Here is a 19,534-nt window from a genome sequence, read left to right as displayed (position 1 = left end):
GGAATCTCGCGCACCACACCAACACCCATCTCTGGCATCATGCCGCCTGGCCGGGTTTGGCAAGCCTGGCGAAGTCTTGCCTGCTGGCTGGCGAGACCCTTGTTACCCGTGCCAGACGCCCTGACCCTCCAGCGCAATGGGCAGCAAGCGAAACGACCACTCCGGTCAGCTTGTGCCTTGCGGCTCCCCTTCGCCGCTGCGCGCTGCGCTAGAATATGGCGTCCCGCTCACTCGCGGGATGTCGCAAATCCGCCGGAGCCCAACCATGTTCATCTTGAGCCGTCTCGACGGCATGCCGCCTGAATCCTTCCAGAACCAGATCCGCCAGCTGGTGATCGACCATGTGGGCGAGCTGAGCAGCGTGGCGATCCGCCCCGACAATCTGCTCTACCCTCTCTACCAGTACGGGGTCGGCCTGGAGGTGCACCACTACTTGCAGGCACTGGACGCAACGCGCGGCCTGAAGGTGCAGGTGACGCTGGCGCTGAATGGAGATGCGCCCGACCAGCTGCTCGGTTTCGCCCTGGCACTGCCCGGCGAGGATGATGACCGGTCGTGCGCGCTGACGATCCTGATCGTGTCACCCGGCCACCGTCGCCAGGGTATTGCCCAGGCGCTGCTGGACGACCTGCGCGGGCGATTCGCCTGCGTCGAACTGAATGCCTTCGCCGGCCAGGTTCCCTGGTTCGAGGCCATGGGCATGCAGGTGGTGGCAGCCTATGGACCGCAAGTGTTGATGAGCAGCACCGGTCTGGCGAGCAATGCCTTGATCGGCCGCCTCGACATCGCCTCGATCTACCAGACCCTCGAAATCCGGCAGATCCATACCTATTTGCTCAACCAGCATGGGGAAGAAGCGATGATCGAGGCGGAAGTGCTGCGCGACCAGCACCTGGACGAACTGGAGTGGCAAGCGCAGGAGTGCGTCAGGCTGCGTCAGGTCGTGCACTGACCGTGGTCCTGCAGGGCCGGGCGGCCCCGGCAGGCAGGTCGTCGATCAAGCGTGGACCCAGCGGCGGTGCAGCGCACGTGCCAGCGCATCGAGCATGAAGCCCAGCACGCCGATCAGCAGCACCATCGCCATCAGCTCCGAATAGGCCAGCCGATCACGGGTATCGAGGATGAAATAGCCCAGCCCGGCACTGACCCCGAGCATTTCGCAGGGCACCAGGACGATCCACAGGATGCCGATGGCCAGGCGCACACCGGTCAGCACGTGACCGATCACGCCAGGGATGATCACCTTGCGCAGGGTTTCCCAGCGGGTGGCGCTCAGGCTGCGTGACAGTTGCAGCCAGCGCGGATCGAGCTGGCGCACCCCGGCAGCCGTATTGAGCAGAATCGGCCACAAGGCGGCGAAGGCCAGCAGGAAGTAGATCGGCTGGTCGCCCACCCCCATCAGCATGACCACAACCGGCATCCAGGACAGTGGCGAGATCATGCGCAGGAACTGGAACGCCGGGGTGGTCGCCGCCTCCAGGTAACGGTAGCTGCCCACCAGCAGTCCCAGCGGCACGCCGATCAGCAGCGCCAAGGCCAATCCCACCAGGATGCGCTTGAGGCTGACCCCGATATGCCCATAGACCTCGGCATCGCCGAGCAGCTCCAGCAGGCTGGCCAGGGTCGCCTGGGGCGAGAAGCGCGCCGACAGGCCGTCGGCCTCGCCAAACGTCTGCACCCCGGCCCACCAGAGCAGCAGCAGGCCCGCCAGGCCGGCCGATCCCAGGACAGCGTGTACGACATGTCGACGCATCAGACCGCGAACTCCTCGCTACGCTCGAAACTGTCGGCGATGCCGAACACCGAGGGACCACCGACGGCGGCGATGGCATTGCGCACGAAACGATCATCCACCAGGTCGCGGGCGGTTTGCGCCGGATCCAGCGCCGCCAGGAAATCGCTCGGCCCTTCGATCAGGGTATTTTTCAGGCGCTTGACCAGCTCTTCGGTATAGCTGGGGAACGGATAGGGCTGGAAGTCGATACGTTTTTCATCCCATTGCTGGTGCTGGATCGCGCCGCTGGCGACGTAGCCGGCACGGTCTCCGGCCGCTGGCGCCAGGACCTTGTTCAACACAGCCGGCTCATGCGGGGTGTACCTGTTCGGACCGGCCTTGGACAGCAGCGCCGCAGCCTCGGCGCGATGCTCGCGAGTCCATTGCTGAGCCTTGACGATGGCGTTGACCACTTTCTGCGACCAGTCGGGACGGTCATTGAGGTCACGCTCGTGCATGAACACCACGCAGCAGGCATGGTTGCGCCAGACGTCGCCGGTAAAGCGCTGCACGCGGCCGACCTTGAGGTTCTCGGCCAGGGCATTGAACGGCTCGGCGACGATATAGCCAGCGATGCGCTTGCTGGCCAGGGCGGGCGGCATGTCCGAGGGCGGTAGCACCAGCAGGTTGACCTCGTTGACTGCCAGCGCGGCGCCAGCAGGCCTGGACACAGGGGCAAGCCCGCTGTCGGCCAGCATCTGTTGCAGCACCACGTTGTGGATCGAGTACCAGAACGGAATGGCCACGGTCTTGCCGCCAAGCTGCCGGAGGTCGTCGATGTCCGGGGCAACGGTGAGCCCAGAGCCGCCGACGTGATTCCAGGCCACCACCTTGGCTGGCACCTTGCTGCCGTAGCGCGCCCAGACGGTCATCGGCGACAACAAGTGTATGACATTGACCTGGCCAGAAATGAACGCCTCGATCACTTGCGCCCAGCTGCGCAGCAGTACCGGGCGCTCGGCCTTGATGCCCTCGGCCTCGAACAGGCCATTGTTGTGGGCCACCAGCAACGGGGTCGCATCGGTGATCGGCAGGTAGCCGATACGCACTGGCGCGTCCGGCTCGGCGGCCGCGCGTGCCTGCAGGCTGGCCAGCAGCGGCAAGGCGCCGGCGGCGGTGAAAAGGGCACTGGCCTTGAGGAAATCGCGGCGGGAAGAAGAACAGCAGTCATCCATGCACATGGACAGTCTCCGACGGTAACGGCACAGGGGAATGGTGGGGTTCGGCAGCGCGGCTGGCCTGGCGCAAGGTCTTGAGGATCTCGATGCGCAAGGCGCCGAGCTCCTCGACCCGCTGCGCGCGCGGCTGCGGCAGGTCGATCGACCACTGGCCAAGGATGCTGGCCGGCCGGTTGCCCAGCAGCAGGACCCGATCGGACAACAGCAAGGCTTCGTCGATGTCATGGGTGATCAGGACGGCTGCCGTATCGTGGGTCTCGATCAGCCTGAGCAGCAGCTGTTGCATGTCGGCGCGAGTCACCTCGTCAAGCGCTCCGAACGGCTCGTCGAGCAACAGCACTTGCGGGCGACGTGCCAGGCAACGGGCCAGGGCCGTGCGCTGGGCCATGCCGCCGGATAGTTGAGCCGGGTACTGCTGCCTGGCATGAGCCAGACCGACAGCCTCGATGGCATGCTCGATCCGGCTGCGACGCTCGGCGCTCGACAGCTTCGGCTGGCGGGCGAAATCCAGTCCGAAGGCGACGTTGCCCTCCAGGCTCAGCCAGGGCAACAGGCTTGGATCCTGGAAGGCGACGGCCAGGCGCGGATGCGGCCCCTGCAAGGGTTCGCCATGCAGCGACACGCTGCCGCTGGCGGCTGGCTGCAGGCCCGCCAGCACCCGCAGCAGGCTCGACTTGCCTACCCCGCTGGGGCCGAGGATGCTGACCACCTCGCCCGGCGCCAGCTGCAGGTCGAAGGCCTCCAGCACCGGCTGCCAATCCTGGCCACGAGGGTAGCCCAGGCTGACCTGGCGCGCTTCGAGCATCGCCTGCCTCATGCCGTGCCCGCCTGGCGGTGCAACTCGGCGCGCAACTGCACCAGGCTTGGCGTGACGATCGGCACGAAGGCCGACTCGCGCCAGCGGCGAGCGAAGCCTTCGCCATAGGCGCTCAGGTAGGCTTTGCCACCACTGGCCTGCAGCTCGAACTGCACGGCATCGGCGGCGCATTCGGCCAGGATGATGCGCAGCTTGAACAACGCAGCCGGGCGCTCCAGAAAGCGCCCATCGGCCAGGCCCCGCTTGAGCTCGCCGACGGTATTCTCCAAGCGGTCGGCCAGCACGCGCTGGGCTTGCTCGATGAACGAGGCGCGCCCCTGCAAATGCCATTGGGTTTCATCGAGGGCCCGCCGGGCCAGGCCGATGGCCATGCCGCACTGCAAGGCCAGGAACGCCGGTCGTACCTGGGGCAGGAACTGGCGAGCATTGTCATGCAGCAGCCACTGGCGGCCCAGCTTCACGTCATGGAACGCCAAGGCAGCCGTATTGCTCGACTGCAATCCCATCAGCAGGAGATCATCGGAGCGCTCCAGACCCTGGGCGTCGGAGGGAATGGCCAGCACGAAAGGCGCGCCGTCCTCGGCGGCCTCGATGGCAGCCGCCACCACGAAGTTGCCCTTGCGCAGGTTGGTGACCCAGTGCAGGCGTCCTTGCAGCGACCAGCCATCCGGCTCGGCGCTGGCACGCAGCTGCAACGATTCGATGCCCGACAAGTATTTCATGGCGTTGGACAAGCCAGTGGCGCCGGCTAGCGCGCCGCTCAGCAGGTCTGGGAGCAGCCGCTCGCGCAGTGCCTGGTTCGGACTGTGCAGGAGGTATTCGATGAAAGCCCGCTGCCCCCAGCAGACGAAAGCGCTGGCCAGGGAGCGGCTGGCGATGGCGGCGATGGCCTCCACCGCCTCGCCGGTATCCCCGCCGGCCCCGCCCAACGAAGGTGCCACGCCGATACGCAGCAGTTGCGAATCGGCGATATGGGCCAGGACATGTTGCGGGTCGTAATCACCCTGGTCGATCGCCTCGGCATTGGCATCCAGCCATTGACGAAATGCGGAATCAAGCATGTTGCTGCTCCTTTCGATTGCGCCGGCCAGGCCGGCACCGCGTCCGGTCAAGCCGAAGGCTCCCAGCGATAGCGGGCCAGCTCGTCGTTGAGCGGGGTCTGGGCGAACACATTAGCAAAATTGCACAGGGTCGCCAGGCTTACCCCGAGAATCACCTCCAGGGCATTGCCTTCGCTATAGCCGGCCTGGCGAAACGCCTGATAGGTGGCTTCGCTGACGTTGCCGCGCGTGGCGATCACCTGGCGGGCGAATTCGGCCAGGGCTTCGTAACGCGCATCTGGCAGTTCGCCACGGGCGCGCAGGGCATCGACCACTTCCTGGGGTAACCTGGCCTTGTTCAGGGCCACGGCGGTATGGCCGGCGACGCAGAAATCGCAGCCGTGGCCGGTGGCGGCGATCAGTTGCACCACTTCACGCTCGGCCAGGCTCAGCTCGGACTTGCCGTTGAGGGCCGAGACAGTGACATAGGTCTCCAGAGCTGCCGGGGCATTGGCCAGAATGCCCAGCAGGTTGGGAATGAAGCCGGAGTTCTTCTGGGCGTTCTCGAGAAACGGACGGGCCGCTTCCGGGGCGCTTTGCAGGGTATGTAGAGTGATCCGGGACATGTAGTGCTCTCCTTGACGTGGATCTCTATAGTTTCCCGGTTATAAGAAGTACCCTCCATATTCTTCAGTCGCTTTTCCTTGCTCATGAGTCTTTGCATTAGATGATTTCTTCCTGCCAGCTGATCGATTGGTTATTAGAGAATCTCGAGCTGGATGCGAGCCTGTTCCACGTGGGCCGCTACTGCGGAGGCTGGCATGCGACCACCCACGGCATGGGCAGGGCCAGTTTCCATCTGGTGGTGCAAGGGCGCTGCTGGCTGCACCTCGATGATCATCGCCAAGCCATTGCCCTGGAGAGCGGTGACGCGGTCTTCCTGTTGCGCGACGTGGCGTATCGGCTGTCTGGCGATCCGCAGCGGGCGCAAGCCTGCGCCCAGCCTCGCCCGGCCATGCAGCCACTGGACCCTGCCGCGGGCGACGGGGTCGGCCTGGTCTGCGGCTTCTTCGACTTCCAGCCGGGCTTGTCTTCGCTGGTCATCGAGGGACTCGGCGACTGGATCATCCTGCGCGCAGGGAATCCTGATGTCAGGGCAGCCCGAGCGCTGTTCGAACTGATCCTCGACGAGTGCCGAAGCGGGCAGCCATCACGGACATTGCTTGAGCGCCTTACCCAGTTGCTCTTCCTTTATGTACTGCGTCAGCAAGTGCATGACGAAGCGATGCTCGGCGGACTGCTGGCCCTGGCCCGACACGAAGCGTTCGCGGGGCTGCTGGAGCGGTTGATCGAACGTCCAGGCGCGCCCTGGCCCATGGAGTCGATGGCAGCCTGTACCGGACTGTCTCGCTCGGCCTTCATCAAGCGATTCACCGAGTTGGCGGGACAATCCCCTGGGCAGGTACTGCTGGCCTTGCGCATCCGCCACGCCTGCCAGGCGTTGCGCGGCGGCAGGACGGTGGAGCAGGCAGCCGCCGAAGTGGGCTATCAGTCGGTCGCCGCCTTCACGCGGGCGTTTGCCAAGGCCGTGGGCGTGCAGCCTGGCGCGTATCGACGCCAGCGCGCCGGCTAGCGGGCACAGGGGCTCGGTGCTGGAGGCCATGCTGGAGGAGGTCAGGCAAGGTCCGAGGTTGGCCCAGACGAAACGGATCGACGCAGCGGAGCCGTTTCGCAAGGCCAGCCAGCCTGCGTGATGCCGATCACTCGCTTACGCTGGCCACGCAAGCGGCTTTCTGGCTCTGCCCGCGTGTTGCCAGGCAATAGTACAGCGGGCAGGTCACCAGCAGCCCGAACAGCCACGACAGGTCAGCCCCTTCGACCAGGTTCGAGTACGGCCCGACGTACAGCGCGGTGTTGGCGAACGGCAACTGCACGAGGATGCCGCAGGCATAGGCAATGATCGCGTGGTGGTTGAAGCGACCGTAGATCCCGCCGTCGGCACGGAAGATCGAGGCGATGTCGTACTGGCCCTTCTTGATCAGGTAGAAGTCGATCAGGTTGATCGAGGCCCATGGCACCAGGACCAGCAACAGCGCCAGGATCAGGCCGATGAACTGGCCGATGAAGTCGGCCGAGGCGTTGAGCGCGACCAGGCCGCAGCCGAGCAGGATCACCGAGGCGAGCATCACCCGCACCTTGACGCTTGGGGTCCACTGGGCAAAGAAGGTCTGGATCGCGGTGACGATCGACAGCACCGCGCCGTACAGGTTGAGGGCGTTGTGGCTGATGATATTGAGCAGGAACAGCACCATCAGGATCGGCCCCAGCCAACCAGTGGCCTGCTTGACGGCATCCATCGCGTCGGTACCTTGCGGCACGCACAGCACGGCCACCGCACCGAAGCTGAAGCACAGGATCGTACCTAGGGTAGCACCGAAGTAGGTGGCCCAGAACGGCCTGGCGATGCCCACTTCACGCGGCAGATAACGCGAGTAGTCGGAGGTATAGGGCGAGAAGCTGATCTGCCAGATGGTGCCCAGCGATACAGTGGCGATGAAGCCGGAGAGGTTGAACGCGCCACGGCTGAAGAAATCGGCGGGCAGCTCCTGGGCGAACATCATCACGAAACCGGCCAGCAGCGCCGAGCCCATGACCCAGGTACCGATACGATTGAGGGTGTGAATGAAACGGTAGCCGATCACGCCGATGGCGGTCGCGCTCAGCGCGCCGAGGACGATGGCGCCGGGCATCGGCACGCTCGGGGCGATGCCATGGATGCTCTTGCCCGCCAGGACGATGTTGGAGATGAAGAAACCGACATAGATCAGCGCCGTGAAGAAGACGATCAGCAAGGCGCCGTAGCGACCGAACTGCCCGCGGCTCTGGACCATCTGCGGAATGCCCAGCTGCGGTCCCTGCGCAGAGGCCAGAGCGATGACCACGCCCCCGATCAGATGACCCATGACGATGGCGACCAGCCCCCACAACAGGTTCAGGTGGAATACCTGGACCACCATCGCGCCGGTAACGATCGGCAGAGGCGCGATATTGGTGCTGAACCAGAGGGTGAACAGGTCGCGCGCCTTCCCATGGCGCTCGGCAGGTGGAACGTAATCGACCGTGTGGTTTTCGACAAACTGGTGTTGCGACGACGGTTGGGACATAGGTTTCAGCTCGAAAGGTCGTTTTTATCTTTGTAAGGAAACCGCTCAGGGCGGCCTCTCAGCTGAGGACCATATTATGGTATTCCAAACTTTTGACAACACTGATCCGTAGGAAAGATCGCCAGCTGATCCGTTTCCGCCAAGCTACCAGTAATCACTTCATCCCACACAAGCCTTGTATTACGCGGCCTCCAGCCGCTCATCGTGTTTTCTGATAGCCTGAAAATTCTGCTTGCAAATCGAGTATTACGGTATACCATCAGACACATCAACTATAAAAACGCGACCCATACGAGGATCCCGCCATGATCGACGCAACCGTCTACAAGAACGTCCTGGGCTCGTTCCCGTCCGGCGTCACGGTCATCACCACCCTGGACGACGATGGTTCGATCGTCGGCCTTACCGCCAGCGCCTTCTCTTCGCTTTCGATGGATCCGCCTCTGGTCCTGTTCTGCCCCAACTACAGTTCCGACTCCTACCCCGTGCTGATCCGCAACAAGCGCTTCGCCATCCACTTGCTGTCCGGCGAGCAACAGGCCGAAGCCTATGCCTTCGCACGAAAGGGCAAGGACAAGGCGCAAGGCATCGAGTGGAGCTTGAGCGAACGTGGCAACCCGCTGTTGGCCAACGCCACGGCGATCATCGAATGCGAGCTATGGCGTGAATACGAAGGCGGCGACCACGCGATCATGGTCGGCAAGGTGCAGAACCTGATCGTTCCAGTCGAAGCGCCAAGCCCCATGGTCTATTGCCGCGGCAAGATGGCCAGCCTGCCGGCCCTGGCCTGAACGCTCCCTGGCACGGGTGCCAGGCGCACCCGTCGCGACGCCCCTGCCCTGCCGGGCGACAATTACAAGTACCGAGGAATGCCCCATGAAATTTTCGTTGTTCGTGCACATGGAACGTTGGGATGAACAGGTCAGCCACCGCCAGCTGTTCGAAGACCTGACCGAACTGACCCTGATGGCCGAAAGCGGCGGTTTCAGCACCGTGTGGATCGGCGAACACCACGCCATGGAATACACCATCTCGCCAAGCCCCATGCCACTGCTGGCCTACCTGGCCGCGCGCACCGAGAAGATCCGCCTGGGCGCCGGCACCATCATCGCGCCCTTCTGGAACCCGATTCGCGTCGCGGGTGAATGCGCCCTGCTCGACGTGATCAGCAATGGTCGCATGGAAGTAGGCCTGGCCCGTGGCGCCTACCAGTTCGAATTCGACCGCATGGCTGGCGGCATGCCGGCCACCGACGGCGGCAAGGCGCTGCGCGAGATGGTCCCGGCGGTGCGCGAACTGTGGAAAGGCGACTACGCCTTCGAGGGCGAGGTGTACAAGTTCCCGACGTCCACCAGCGTGCCGAAGCCGATGCAGAAGGACCTGCCGCCGATGTGGATCGCCGCGCGCGACCCTGACTCGCACAATTTCGCGGTGAAGAACGGCTGCAATGTCATGGTCACCCCGCTGATGAAAGGCGACGAGGAAGTCCTGGACCTGAGGAACAAGTTCCAGGCCGCGCTGGACAACAACCCTGACGTGTCACGCCCGCAGCTGATGGTGTTGCGTCATACCCACGTACACAGCCCGTCCGAGCCGGAAGGCTGGAAGGTCGGCGCACAGGCGATCTCGCGCTTCTATCGCACCTTCGATGCCTGGTTCGGCAACAAGACCACGCCGGTCAATGGTTTCCTCGAACCCAGCCCTGAGTCCAAGTTCGCCGAAGTCCCAGCGTTCGAGCTGGAGAACATTCGCAAGAACACCATGATCGGCACGCCGGAGGAAATCATCGCGCGGATCAGGTACTACCAGGAGCTGGGCGTCGACGAGTTCAGTTTCTGGTGCGACAACAGCCTGCCGCATGCCCAGAAGAAGAAGTCGCTGGAGCTGTTCATCAAGGAAGTGGTGCCGGCGTTCAGCTGAGTGCGCGAGGACCGGCCAGAGGCCGGTCCCTTCGGCAGGCCGAGCTACGCGTCACCAGACCGGGCGCTGGCGCGACTCGGACGGTAGAGACGACCGTCCCTTGAGCCTGTTCACGCCCTTGTCGCCGGCTGGATCCCGAGGTTGCTGCGCGGCCGAGCCGGGCCCCGGCGATTGCCGCTCCCACAGCTGGCGGCCGCCAGGGCGCCAAACCGGCCGCGCTGGCCGGCGAATGCGCTCGTGATGCGCTTACCCTCCCCGCCAAGGATTTTTCACGTACCCCTCTTGCACTGCCAATATTATGGTATACCATCAGACAACAAGATCCGAACAACCTCATTGGAGCCGCTCATGAGTTTCGAAATCCGCAAGATCGTCACCTACTCCGAAGAAACCCGCATCGAAGGTGGCAAGGCCACCGACAAGCCGGTGACCATGGTCGGCCTGGCCGTCGTGATCAAGAACCCTTGGGCGGGCCGCGGTTTTGTCGAGGACCTCAAGCCGGAAATCCGTGCCAACTGCTCCGAGCTGGGCGCGCTGATGGTCGAGCGCCTGACTGCCGCGATCGGCGGCGCCGACAAGATCGAGGCTTATGGCAAGGCGGCCGTGGTCGGTGCCGACGGCGAGATCGAGCATGCCTCGGCCGTGATCCATACTCTGCGCTTCGGCAACCACTATCGTGAAGCGGTCCAGGCCAAGAGCTACCTGAGCTTCACCAACAAGCGCGGCGGCCCTGGCACCTCGATTCAGATCCCGATGATGCAGAAGGACGACGAAGGCCTGCGCTCGCACTACATCACCCTGGAAATGCAGATCGAAGATGCTCCGCGCGCCGACGAGATCGTCGTTGTCCTGGGCGCCTCCGACGGCGGCCGCCTGCATCCGCGCATCGGCAACCGCTACATCGACCTGGAAGAACTGGCGGCTGAAAAAGCCAACGCTCAATAACGACAACCAGACGGGCCGGGCGCGCCATACGCGCCGCCCGCTCATCAAGGAGCGCCGTCCATGATTCAGCCTGCTGCTGAACGTACACCGGCCGGGACCAGTTACCTGAGCCTCGGCCAGGGCCAACCCGTGGTGCTGATCCACGGCGTGGGCCTGAACAAGGAAATGTGGGGCGGGCAGTTCGTCGGCCTGGCCAACGACTACCGCGTCATCGCCTACGACATGCTCGGTCATGGCCAGAGCCCGCGCCCGGACGTCGGTACCGACCTGGCAGGCTATGCCGCCCAGCTGGTGGAGCTGCTCGATCACCTGCAGGTCAGGCAGGCCACGGTGATCGGCTTCTCCATGGGCGGCCTGGTCGCGCGCGCCTTCGCCCTGCACTACCCACAGCGCCTGGCCGCGCTGGTGGTGCTCAACAGCGTGTTCAATCGCACGCCCGAGCAGAGCGCCGGCGTCATCGCCCGCGCCGCCCAGGCTGCCGAGCTGGGCCCCGACGCCAACGTCGACGCTGCCCTGGAGCGCTGGTTCAGCCGTGAATACAAGGCCGCCAACCCGGCGCAGGTCGCTGCCATTCGCCAGGTGCTGGCCGGCAACGACCCGCAGGGCTACCACACGACCTACTCGCTGTTCGCCACCCAGGACATGTATCGTGCCGACGAGCTGGGCAGCATCCAGGTGCCGACCCTGATCGCCACCGGGGAGCTCGACCAGGGCTCGACGCCGACCATGGCCCGCCAGCTCGCCGCGCGCATTCCTGGTGCGCGCAGCGTGGTACTGGCCGAGCAACGACACATGATGCCGGTGGAAGCGCCGCGCGAAGTCAACAGGATGCTCCTGGACTTCCTTGGCCACGCCCGCACCCTCACCGAATCCGCCAAGGGGATTGTGGCATGACCCTCGTTCGTTTCCAGATGTGCATCGACGGCCAATGGCAGGATGCACAGAGCGGCAAGACCTTCGACAGCCTCGACCCGGCCACCGCACAAGCCTGGGCGCAATTGCCCGATGCCGACGAAGCCGATGTCGAGCTGGCCGTGCAGTCGGCCCAGCGTGCCTTCGAGAGCAAGGCCTGGCGCGGGCTGACCGCCACCGTACGCGGCAAGCTGCTGCGTCGCCTGGGCGACCTGATCGCCGAGAACAAGGAACACCTGGCCCAGCTCGAGAGCCGCGACAACGGCAAGCTGATCCGCGAGACGCGCGGCCAGGTCGGCTACCTGCCAGAATTCTTCCACTACACCGCAGGGCTTGCCGACAAGCTCGAAGGCGGCACCTTGCCGCTGGACAAGCCGGACCTGTTCGCCTACACCGTGCACGAGCCGATCGGCGTGGTGGCCGGGATCATCCCCTGGAACAGCCCGCTGTACCTGACCGCGATCAAGCTGGCTCCGGCCCTGGCCGCTGGCAACACCATCGTGCTCAAGCCCTCCGAGCATGCCTCGGCGACCATTCTCGAACTGGCTCGCCTGGCCCTGGAAGCCGGCTTCCCGCCAGGCGTGGTCAATGTCGTCACCGGCTTCGGCCCCAGCACCGGCGCGGCCCTCACCCGTCACCCGCTGGTACGCAAAATCGCCTTCACGGGCGGTGCCGCCACCGCTCGCCACGTGGTGCGCAGCAGCGCCGAGAATTTCGCCAAGCTGTCATTGGAACTGGGTGGCAAGTCGCCGAACATCATCTTCGCCGACGCCGACCTGGACAGCGCCATCAACGGCGCGGTAGCCGGCATCTATGCCGCCTCCGGACAAAGCTGCGTGGCCGGCTCGCGCCTGCTGGTACAGGAGGAGATCTTCGATGAATTCGTCGAGCGCCTGATCGAACGCGCCAGGCGCATCCGCATCGGCAACCCACAGGACGACCAGAGCGAGATGGGGCCGATGGCCACTGCCCAGCAGTTGGCCGTGGTCGAAGGCCTGGTGGCCGCGGCCAACGCCGAAGGCGCCAAGCTGCGCATGGGCGGCAAGCGTGCCGAGGTCGAAGGTGACGGCTGGTTCTACGAGCCGACCCTGTTCGAGTGCGACAGCAACTCGATGAAGATCATGCAGGAAGAAGTGTTCGGCCCGGTCGCGGCGGTGATCCGCTTCAAGACCGAGGAAGAGGCCCTGGCGATCGCCAACGATTCGCAGTTCGGCCTGGCCGCCGGTATCTGGACCCGTGATCTCGGTCGCGCCCATCGCCTGGCGCGCGATGTGCGCTCGGGCATCATCTGGGTCAACACCTACCGTGCCGTTTCGGCCATGGCGCCGATCGGTGGCTTCAAGAACAGCGGCTATGGCCGCGAGAGCGGCATCGACTCGGTGCTCGCCTACACCGAGCTGAAGACCGTGTGGATCAACCTGTCCACCGCGCCGATGCCCGACCCCTTCGTGATGCGTTGAGAGGTGCAGCGAAATGATCGAACCCGGCATCTACAAAGACGTGATGGGCTCGTTCCCGTCCGGCGTGACGGTGGTCACCACCCTGGACCCCGAGGGTGGCATCGTCGGCATCACCGCCAGCGCCTTCAGCGCGCTGTCGATCGATCCGGCGCTGGTGCTGTTCTGCCCGAACTACGCCTCCGATACCTACCCGATCCTGCGTGACAGCAAGCGCTTCGCCATCCACCTGCTGGCGGCCGGCCAGACTGCCGAGGCCTATGCCTTCGCCGGCAAGGGCAAGGACAAGGCCAAGGGCATCGAGTGGCATCTCAGCGCACTGGGGAACCCGGTGTTGCCCGGTGCCACCGCGGTGATCGAGTGCGAGCTGTGGCGCGAGTACGATGGCGGCGACCATGCAATCATCGTCGGCGCGGTCAGGAACCTGATCTTGCCCGCCGATCCGGTCACACCCATGGTCTACCACAAAGGCAAGCTCGGCGCCCTGCCACCGCTTGGCTGATTCGCTTTCGAGGGTTGCGCCGGCCATCACCCTCGGTTGCGACCCTCTTTTTCACTGACTGCAGGAGCACGGCAGATGAGCAACGAGAAGTACGAGAAAGGCCTGGCCATCCGCACCCAGGTGCTGGGCGAGGACTATGTCGAGCGCTCGATCCAGAACGCCGATGATTTCAATCGACCGCTGCAGGAGCTGGTCACCGAATACTGCTGGGGCCACGTCTGGGGTCGTGACGGTTTGTCGCTCCAGGAGCGCAGCATGATAAACTTGGCCATGATTTCCGCGCTCAACCGGCCTCACGAACTCAAGCTGCACATTCGCGGCGCCTTGCGTAATGGCCTGAGCCGTGAACAGATTCGCGAAATCCTGCTCCAGGTCGGCATCTATTGCGGCGTACCCGCGGCGGTGGACAGCTTCCGCCTGGCCCGCGAGGCGTTCGCCGAAGCCGACGCGGAGCAAACCCGTTAACAACGGGCTGTTCGAACCACTGCAAGGAGCGCCCGGGTTCGCGGCGTTCCCATGGCCAGGGTAGGCAGCCTCATTCAGAGCGCACTCGATGAAACGCCAGCCTCTCGACGACAGTTTCAAGGTCAACCGCAACCCCGTTACCCTGCGCGAAATCGTGCTCGACAAGTTGCGCGGGGCGATCATGAATTTCCACCTGCTGCCGGGCGACCGCCTGGTCGAGCGTGACCTCTGCGACCGCCTGGGTGTCAGCCGCACTTCGGTTCGCGAAGCGTTGCGACACCTGGAGTCCGAAGGGCTGGTGGAGTTCGCCGACGCCAAGGGGCCGCGCGTGGCGATCATCACCCTGGAGGACGCCCGCGATATCTACGAGCTGCGCTGCGTGCTCGAAGGGCTGATCGTGCAGCTGTTCACTCTCAATGCCAAGGCCAAGGACATCCGGGCCCTGGAACGCGCGCTCGAGGAAAACCGCGAGGCCTTGGAAGAAGGCGAACTGCAGCAGGTGCTCGATTCGGTGCAGGGCTTCTACAACGTGCTGCTCGAAGGTTCCGGCAACCATGTGGCGGCGACCCAGCTGCGTCAGTTGCAGGCCCGCATCAGCTACCTGCGCGCCACTTCGGTGTCCCAGGCCAATCGCCGCGGGGCCAGCAACCTCGAAATGGAAAAGCTCGTCGAGGCGATCAAGAGCGGCGACCCGCTGGCCGCGCACCAGGCCTCGGTCGACCACGTACGCGCCGCCGCCAAGGTTGCCCTGGACTACTTGCGCCAGAAACAGAACGACAACGCCAAGGTGCGTGACATCGTCGAACCCCTGGCCCTCAAGGACCCTCGCATAGGTCGCTGAACATGCCCACCGCCCCGCGCTACTGCCCGCACTGCACCACGGCGCTCGTCCGGGGCGTGCCTGCCGGCGACACCCACGAACGCCTGCATTGCGCGGGGTGTGGCTACATCCATTACGTCAACCCGAAGATCATCGCCGGGTGCATCATCGAGCGCGACGGCAAGTACCTGCTGTGCCAGCGCGCCATCCCGCCACGTCCGGGCACCTGGACCCTGCCGGCGGGCTTCATGGAGGCAGGCGAGACCACCGAGCAAGCGGCCCTGCGCGAGGTCTGGGAAGAAACCGGCGTGCGCGCCGACATCTTCGCGCCCTACTCGATCTTCAGCGTGCCCAGGATCAGCGAGGTATACATCGTCTTTCGCGCCACGGTGATCGAGGAAACCGGCACGTTCGGGCCGGAAACGCTGGAATACCGGTTCTTCGAGCCGGAGCAGATCCCCTGGGAGCAGATCTACTACCCTGCCATCCGGCAGATCCTCGAGCGTTATATCCTCGAGCGACAGGCGGGGGTCTATGGCATCTACATGGGCAATGACGATTCAGGTAAGGTGCATTTCATTCGTTGAGCGACCGCTCCCAGACAGCGCTGTCGGGTCGGCCGCCGGGGCGCCTAATGGCCGCGATGGCCTGCAACGCGGGTCCACAACCGGCCAGACGCCCACCGCTCTGCCTCGTTGGCACGGCTCGCACAGGAGCGATTCTGTGCAAACCTGCCAGATCCAACGGCCTCCTCGCGCCCTATCGCGGCACTGCGGCCGCTCCATAGTCCGGTGCCGGCCGCGTCTAGAGAGTCGGCCTGCGTTGCGACCGATCAGCCCTTGCCGCCAGGCTCGAGCCCCTCGACGATGATCACCTGGGCCTTGGCCGCGTTGAACCGGTGCTCCGACGCTGCCTGGTACTGCGCGGACCGATAGCAGGCCACCGCCTGCTCGTAGCTGACGAATTCGATGATCACCGTACGCGTGGGTGTCGGGCGTCCTTCCATCGCCTCGCTGCGCCCGCCCCGGGCCAGGAACTTCCCGCCGAAGGCCGCAAACACCTCGGGTGCGCGCTGGGTATATTCCTGGTACTGCTCGGCATCGGTGATGTCGATGGTGGCAATCCAATAGCCCTTCATATACTGCTCTCCTGCTCGGTTTATTGTGTATTATGGTATACCACAAAAATATCATTACCCTAGAGAGTATGTAGCATGGCTTTCCACAGCATCGAAGAAATTCTCGAAGACTATCGCCAAGGCAAGATGGTCCTGCTGGTGGATGACGAAGATCGGGAAAACGAGGGCGATCTGCTGATCGCCGCCGAATGCTGCGATGCCAGTGTCATCAACTTCATGGCTCGCCAAGCGCGCGGCCTGATCTGCCTGACCTTGACCGACGAGCATTGCCAGCGGCTCGGCCTGGAACAGATGGTGCCGAGCAACGGCAGTGCGTTCAGCACGGCCTTCACCGTCTCGATCGAAGCCGCCCATGGCGTGACCACGGGCATCTCCGCCGCCGACCGGGCGCGTACCGTCGCGGCGGCCATGGCCACGAACGCCGGGCCGCAAGACCTGGTCCAACCCGGCCACATCTTCCCCTTGCGTGCCCGTGAAGGCGGTGTACTGACCCGTGCCGGACATACCGAAGCAGGTTGCGACCTGGCCCGTCTGGCCGGCTTCACGCCTGCCTCGGTCATCGTCGAGGTGCTCAACGATGACGGCAGCATGGCGCGACGGCCGGATCTGGAAGTCTTCGCTTCGCGCCATGGCATCAAGATCGGCACCATCGCCGACCTGATCCACTACCGCCTGAGCACCGAGCACACCATCAAACGCATCGGCGAGCGTGAACTGCCCACCGTGCATGGCACTTTCCGCCTGGTCACCTACGAGGACCGGATCGAAGGCGGCGTGCACATGGCGATGGTCATGGGCGATATCCGCCGCGAACAGCCCACCCTGGTGCGCGTGCATGCCATCGATCCGCTGCGCGACCTGGTCGGCGCCGAATACGCCGGCCCGCCCAACTGGACCTTGTGGGCCGCGCTCGAACGCGTCGCCGCCGAAGGCGCGGGCGTGGTGGTGATACTGGCCAACCACGAATCCTCCCAGGCGCTGCTCGAGCGCGTACCGCAATTGACTCGACCGCCACGCCCCTACCAGCGTGGCCAGACCCGCATCTACTCGGAGGTCGGCACCGGCGCGCAGATTCTCCAGGACCTGGGCGTCGGCAAGCTGCGCCACCTTGGCCCGCCGCTCAAGTATGCAGGCTTGGCTGGCTATGAGCTGGAAGTTGTCCAGAGCATCCCGTTCGCCTGAACGGCAAGCCACAAGCGGCAGGCTGTTGGTGCAAACGTCGCGTTCGGCGCTCGAGGCTTGCCGCTTGCAGTTCCGAAAAGAGTGATGGCCGGTAGCCCCATACCACTTGCCAAAAACTTGGAATACCATAATATGATATTCCGTAGACCTTGACTTTCTCAGTCGTTCCAGCGCTCTGCGAGAACGGCCATGCAACACGTCGCAAGCTGCTCCCCGAACACATGGCGGGTGACAGAACATCCGCCTCGAATAACAAAAGCAACGAGGGTGTAACCATGCTGTTGAGCAAACGTGTAAGCGCAGTGCTGTCCGTCAGCCTGCTCACCTTGTGCTGTCAGGCCACGCTGGCCGCTGACAGTCTCAATTTCGTCAGCTGGGGTGGCACCACCCAGGACGCCCAGAAACAGGCATGGGCCGCACCCTTCTCCAAGAGCACCGGGATCAAGGTCGTGCAGGACGGGCCAACCGACTATGGCAAGCTCAAGGCCATGGTCGAAAGCGGCAACGTCCTGTGGGACGTGGTCGACGTGGAAGCCGACTTCGCCTTGCGGGCTGCCAGCGAAGGCCTGCTCGAGCCGCTGGACTTCAATACCGTCAAGCGCGATCGCATCGATCCGCGCTTCGTTTCCGACCACGGGGTCGGTTCGTTCTTCTTCTCCTTCGTGCTCGGCTACAACCAGGGCAAGCTCGGCGCCAGCAAGCCGGTGGACTGGTCGGCGCTGTTCGACACCAGGACCTATCCAGGCAAGCGCGCCCTGTACAAGTGGCCAAGCCCCGGCGTGCTCGAACTGGCCCTGCTGGCTGATGGCGTGCCGGCCGACAAGCTCTATCCGCTGGACCTGGACCGCGCCTTCAAGAAACTCGACACCATCAAGAAAGATATCGTCTGGTGGGGCGGGGGCGCTCAGTCACAGCAGTTGCTGGCCTCGGGCGAAGCTTCGCTGGGGCAGTTCTGGAACGGTCGGGTCTACGCCTTGCAACAGGATGGCGCGCCGGTCGGGGTAAGCTGGAAGCAGAACCTGGTCATGGCCGACTTCCTGGTCGTGCCCAAGGGCGCCAAGAACAAGGAGGCGGCCATGAAGTTCCTGGCCAACGCCAGCGGCGCCGAGGGCCAGGCCGAGTTCGCCAACCTCACGGCCTACGCGCCGGTCAACCTGGACAGCGTCGACAAGCTCGACTCCGACCTGGCGCCGAACCTGCCGACGGCCTACGCCGCTGACCAGGTCACCCTGGACTTTGCCTACTGGGCGAAGAACGGCCAGGCCATCGCGGCACGCTGGAACGAGTGGCTGGTCAAATGAAAGTCGCCATCAACGCCCTGCACAACGCGCAAGGTGCCGGCCCCGGCACCGGCGCACCGGAGGCGGCCGCGCGCCGCCCGTCCCTTGGCCAGCGCTGGCGCGGCAGCCGCAACCTGCTGCCGGCCCTGTTGTTCCTCGGACTGTTCTTCTTCGCCCCGCTGATCGGGCTGCTGCTGCGTGGCGTGCTGGAGCCAGTGCCGGGCCTTGGCAACTATGAGCAGCTGTTCGCCAACTCGGCCTATGCACGGGTGCTGTTCAACACCTTCTCGGTAGCCGGCGTGGTCACCCTGATCAGTGTGCTGCTGGGCTTTCCATTGGCCTGGGCGATCACCCTGGTGCCGCACGGCTGGGGTCGCTGGCTGCTGAACATCGTGCTGCTTTCGATGTGGACCAGCCTGCTGGCGCGCACCTACTCGTGGCTGGTGCTGCTGCAGGGTTCGGGGGTGATCAACAAGGCCCTGATGGCCCTTGGCATCATCGATGCCCCGCTAGAAATGGTGCACAACCTCACTGGGGTGGTGATCGGCATGAGCTACATCATGATCCCGTTCATCGTGCTGCCGTTGCAGGCGACCATGCATGCCATCGACCCGATGGTGCTGCAGGCCGGTTCGATCTGCGGGGCGAGCCCCTGGAGCAACTTCTGGAAGGTGTTCCTGCCACTGTGCCGCTCAGGGTTGTTCTCCGGCGCGCTGATGGTGTTCGTGATGTCGCTCGGCTACTACGTCACTCCGGCGCTGCTCGGCGGCGCGCAGAACATGATGTTGCCCGAATTCATCATCCAGCAGGTGCAGTCGTTCCTCAACTGGGGCCTGGCCAGCGCCGCCGCCGCGCTGCTGGTGGTGATCACCCTGGTGCTGTTCTACCTGTACCTGAAGCTGCAGCCGGAATCCCCGGTCGGCAATGCGAGGTAATCCGC

General features: G+C 64.4%; 21 protein-coding genes. 14 read left to right on the top strand and 7 right to left on the bottom strand.

The features are described 5' to 3' along the window. The first annotated feature begins 265 nt into the window (after window positions 1–265). Window positions 266–952: a GNAT family N-acetyltransferase gene (locus ACY8GK_RS04555; protein WP_196174874.1), complete on the top strand. Its 687-nt coding sequence runs from the start codon at window positions 266–268 to the stop codon at window positions 950–952. Between the two features lie 45 nt (window positions 953–997). Here the strand turns inward: ACY8GK_RS04555 and ACY8GK_RS04550 are convergent, their stop codons facing one another. Genes ACY8GK_RS04550 through ACY8GK_RS04530 form a run of 5 tightly spaced genes read right to left on the bottom strand, consistent with a single transcriptional unit; the run spans window position 998 to window position 5,435 of the window. Further along, window positions 998–1,753, bottom strand: coding sequence for an ABC transporter permease (locus ACY8GK_RS04550; RefSeq protein WP_196174875.1), 756 nt, complete (start codon window positions 1,751–1,753; stop codon window positions 998–1,000). Next, the gene (locus ACY8GK_RS04545) at window positions 1,753–2,955 is read right to left on the bottom strand and encodes an ABC transporter substrate-binding protein (protein WP_462402438.1); all 1,203 of its coding nucleotides are present in this window, start codon (window positions 2,953–2,955) and stop codon (window positions 1,753–1,755) included. Before ACY8GK_RS04545 ends, ACY8GK_RS04550 begins: the two co-directional genes overlap by 1 nt. Further along, window positions 2,942–3,769, bottom strand: coding sequence for an ABC transporter ATP-binding protein (locus ACY8GK_RS04540; protein ID WP_196174877.1), 828 nt, complete (start codon window positions 3,767–3,769; stop codon window positions 2,942–2,944). Before ACY8GK_RS04540 ends, ACY8GK_RS04545 begins: the two co-directional genes overlap by 14 nt. Continuing rightward, window positions 3,766–4,830, bottom strand: coding sequence for an acyl-CoA dehydrogenase family protein (locus ACY8GK_RS04535; RefSeq protein WP_196174878.1), 1,065 nt, complete (start codon window positions 4,828–4,830; stop codon window positions 3,766–3,768). Before ACY8GK_RS04535 ends, ACY8GK_RS04540 begins: the two co-directional genes overlap by 4 nt. 47 nt (window positions 4,831–4,877) lie before the next feature. Then, window positions 4,878–5,435 (bottom strand): carboxymuconolactone decarboxylase family protein, encoded by a 558-nt coding sequence (locus ACY8GK_RS04530; RefSeq protein ID WP_196174879.1) that lies wholly within the window; start codon window positions 5,433–5,435, stop codon window positions 4,878–4,880. 101 nt (window positions 5,436–5,536) lie between these two features. Here ACY8GK_RS04530 and ACY8GK_RS04525 point away from each other — a divergent pair, with 101 nt between their 5' ends. Then, window positions 5,537–6,442, top strand: coding sequence for an AraC family transcriptional regulator (locus tag ACY8GK_RS04525; protein ID WP_196174880.1), 906 nt, complete (start codon window positions 5,537–5,539; stop codon window positions 6,440–6,442). 127 nt (window positions 6,443–6,569) lie between these two features. Here the strand turns inward: ACY8GK_RS04525 and ACY8GK_RS04520 are convergent, their stop codons facing one another. After that, complete coding sequence (locus ACY8GK_RS04520; protein WP_196174881.1) at window positions 6,570–7,973, bottom strand: purine-cytosine permease family protein; 1,404 nt, start codon at window positions 7,971–7,973, stop codon at window positions 6,570–6,572. A gap of 305 nt (window positions 7,974–8,278) precedes the next feature. Between ACY8GK_RS04520 and ACY8GK_RS04515 the strand changes: the two genes are divergently transcribed. The 9 genes from ACY8GK_RS04515 (at window position 8,279) to ACY8GK_RS04475 (ending at window position 15,581) form a co-directional block, all read left to right on the top strand. Beyond that, the gene (locus ACY8GK_RS04515; RefSeq protein ID WP_196174882.1) at window positions 8,279–8,764 is read left to right on the top strand and encodes a flavin reductase family protein; all 486 of its coding nucleotides are present in this window, start codon (window positions 8,279–8,281) and stop codon (window positions 8,762–8,764) included. 85 nt (window positions 8,765–8,849) lie between these two features. Next, window positions 8,850–9,893, top strand: coding sequence for an LLM class flavin-dependent oxidoreductase (locus ACY8GK_RS04510; RefSeq protein WP_196174883.1), 1,044 nt, complete (start codon window positions 8,850–8,852; stop codon window positions 9,891–9,893). Window positions 9,894–10,241: 348 nt separating this feature from the next. Continuing rightward, window positions 10,242–10,838 carry an amino acid synthesis family protein gene (locus tag ACY8GK_RS04505; protein WP_133327025.1) on the top strand — a complete coding sequence of 199 codons (597 nt, stop codon included), beginning with the start codon at window positions 10,242–10,244 and terminating at the stop codon, window positions 10,836–10,838. Window positions 10,839–10,898: 60 nt separating this feature from the next. Beyond that, window positions 10,899–11,732, top strand: a complete 834-nt coding sequence (locus ACY8GK_RS04500; protein WP_196174884.1) for an alpha/beta fold hydrolase — start codon at window positions 10,899–10,901, stop codon at window positions 11,730–11,732. Continuing rightward, a complete protein-coding gene (locus tag ACY8GK_RS04495; RefSeq protein WP_462402437.1) occupies window positions 11,729–13,210 on the top strand; it encodes an aldehyde dehydrogenase in 1,482 nt (493 codons plus the stop codon). The genes ACY8GK_RS04500 and ACY8GK_RS04495 overlap by 4 nt, the downstream gene beginning before the upstream one ends. A 13-nt stretch (window positions 13,211–13,223) precedes the next feature. Continuing rightward, window positions 13,224–13,709 (top strand): flavin reductase family protein, encoded by a 486-nt coding sequence (locus tag ACY8GK_RS04490; protein ID WP_196174886.1) that lies wholly within the window; start codon window positions 13,224–13,226, stop codon window positions 13,707–13,709. Window positions 13,710–13,784: 75 nt separating this feature from the next. Then, window positions 13,785–14,174, top strand: coding sequence for a carboxymuconolactone decarboxylase family protein (locus ACY8GK_RS04485; protein WP_196174887.1), 390 nt, complete (start codon window positions 13,785–13,787; stop codon window positions 14,172–14,174). Between the two features lie 88 nt (window positions 14,175–14,262). Then, on the top strand, window positions 14,263–15,015 hold the full coding sequence (locus tag ACY8GK_RS04480; protein ID WP_196174888.1) for a GntR family transcriptional regulator: 753 nt from the start codon (window positions 14,263–14,265) through the stop codon (window positions 15,013–15,015). 2 nt (window positions 15,016–15,017) lie between these two features. Then, the gene (locus tag ACY8GK_RS04475; protein ID WP_196174889.1) at window positions 15,018–15,581 is read left to right on the top strand and encodes an NUDIX hydrolase; all 564 of its coding nucleotides are present in this window, start codon (window positions 15,018–15,020) and stop codon (window positions 15,579–15,581) included. A gap of 245 nt (window positions 15,582–15,826) precedes the next feature. Here ACY8GK_RS04475 and ACY8GK_RS04470 read toward each other — a convergent pair whose 3' ends face one another. Further along, on the bottom strand, window positions 15,827–16,132 hold the full coding sequence (locus tag ACY8GK_RS04470) for a DUF1330 domain-containing protein (protein ID WP_196174890.1): 306 nt from the start codon (window positions 16,130–16,132) through the stop codon (window positions 15,827–15,829). Between the two features lie 75 nt (window positions 16,133–16,207). On the opposite strand from ACY8GK_RS04470, the gene ribBA reads away from it, so the two are divergent. The 3 genes from ribBA to ACY8GK_RS04455 all read left to right on the top strand — a co-directional run bounded on the left by ribBA (window position 16,208) and on the right by ACY8GK_RS04455 (window position 19,529). Beyond that, window positions 16,208–17,314 carry a bifunctional 3,4-dihydroxy-2-butanone-4-phosphate synthase/GTP cyclohydrolase II gene (gene ribBA, locus ACY8GK_RS04465; protein WP_196174891.1) on the top strand — a complete coding sequence of 369 codons (1,107 nt, stop codon included), beginning with the start codon at window positions 16,208–16,210 and terminating at the stop codon, window positions 17,312–17,314. Window positions 17,315–17,589: 275 nt separating this feature from the next. After that, window positions 17,590–18,615: an ABC transporter substrate-binding protein gene (locus ACY8GK_RS04460; RefSeq protein ID WP_462402436.1), complete on the top strand. Its 1,026-nt coding sequence runs from the start codon at window positions 17,590–17,592 to the stop codon at window positions 18,613–18,615. Next, window positions 18,612–19,529, top strand: a complete 918-nt coding sequence (locus ACY8GK_RS04455) for an ABC transporter permease (RefSeq protein WP_196174893.1) — start codon at window positions 18,612–18,614, stop codon at window positions 19,527–19,529. Before ACY8GK_RS04460 ends, ACY8GK_RS04455 begins: the two co-directional genes overlap by 4 nt. Window positions 19,530–19,534: the final 5 nt, after the last annotated feature.

This window comes from Pseudomonas sp. Marseille-QA0332 (assembly GCF_054950175.1).
Note: the sequence above shows the minus strand (reverse complement) of the source record. Positions and strands in the feature narration are given on the sequence as shown.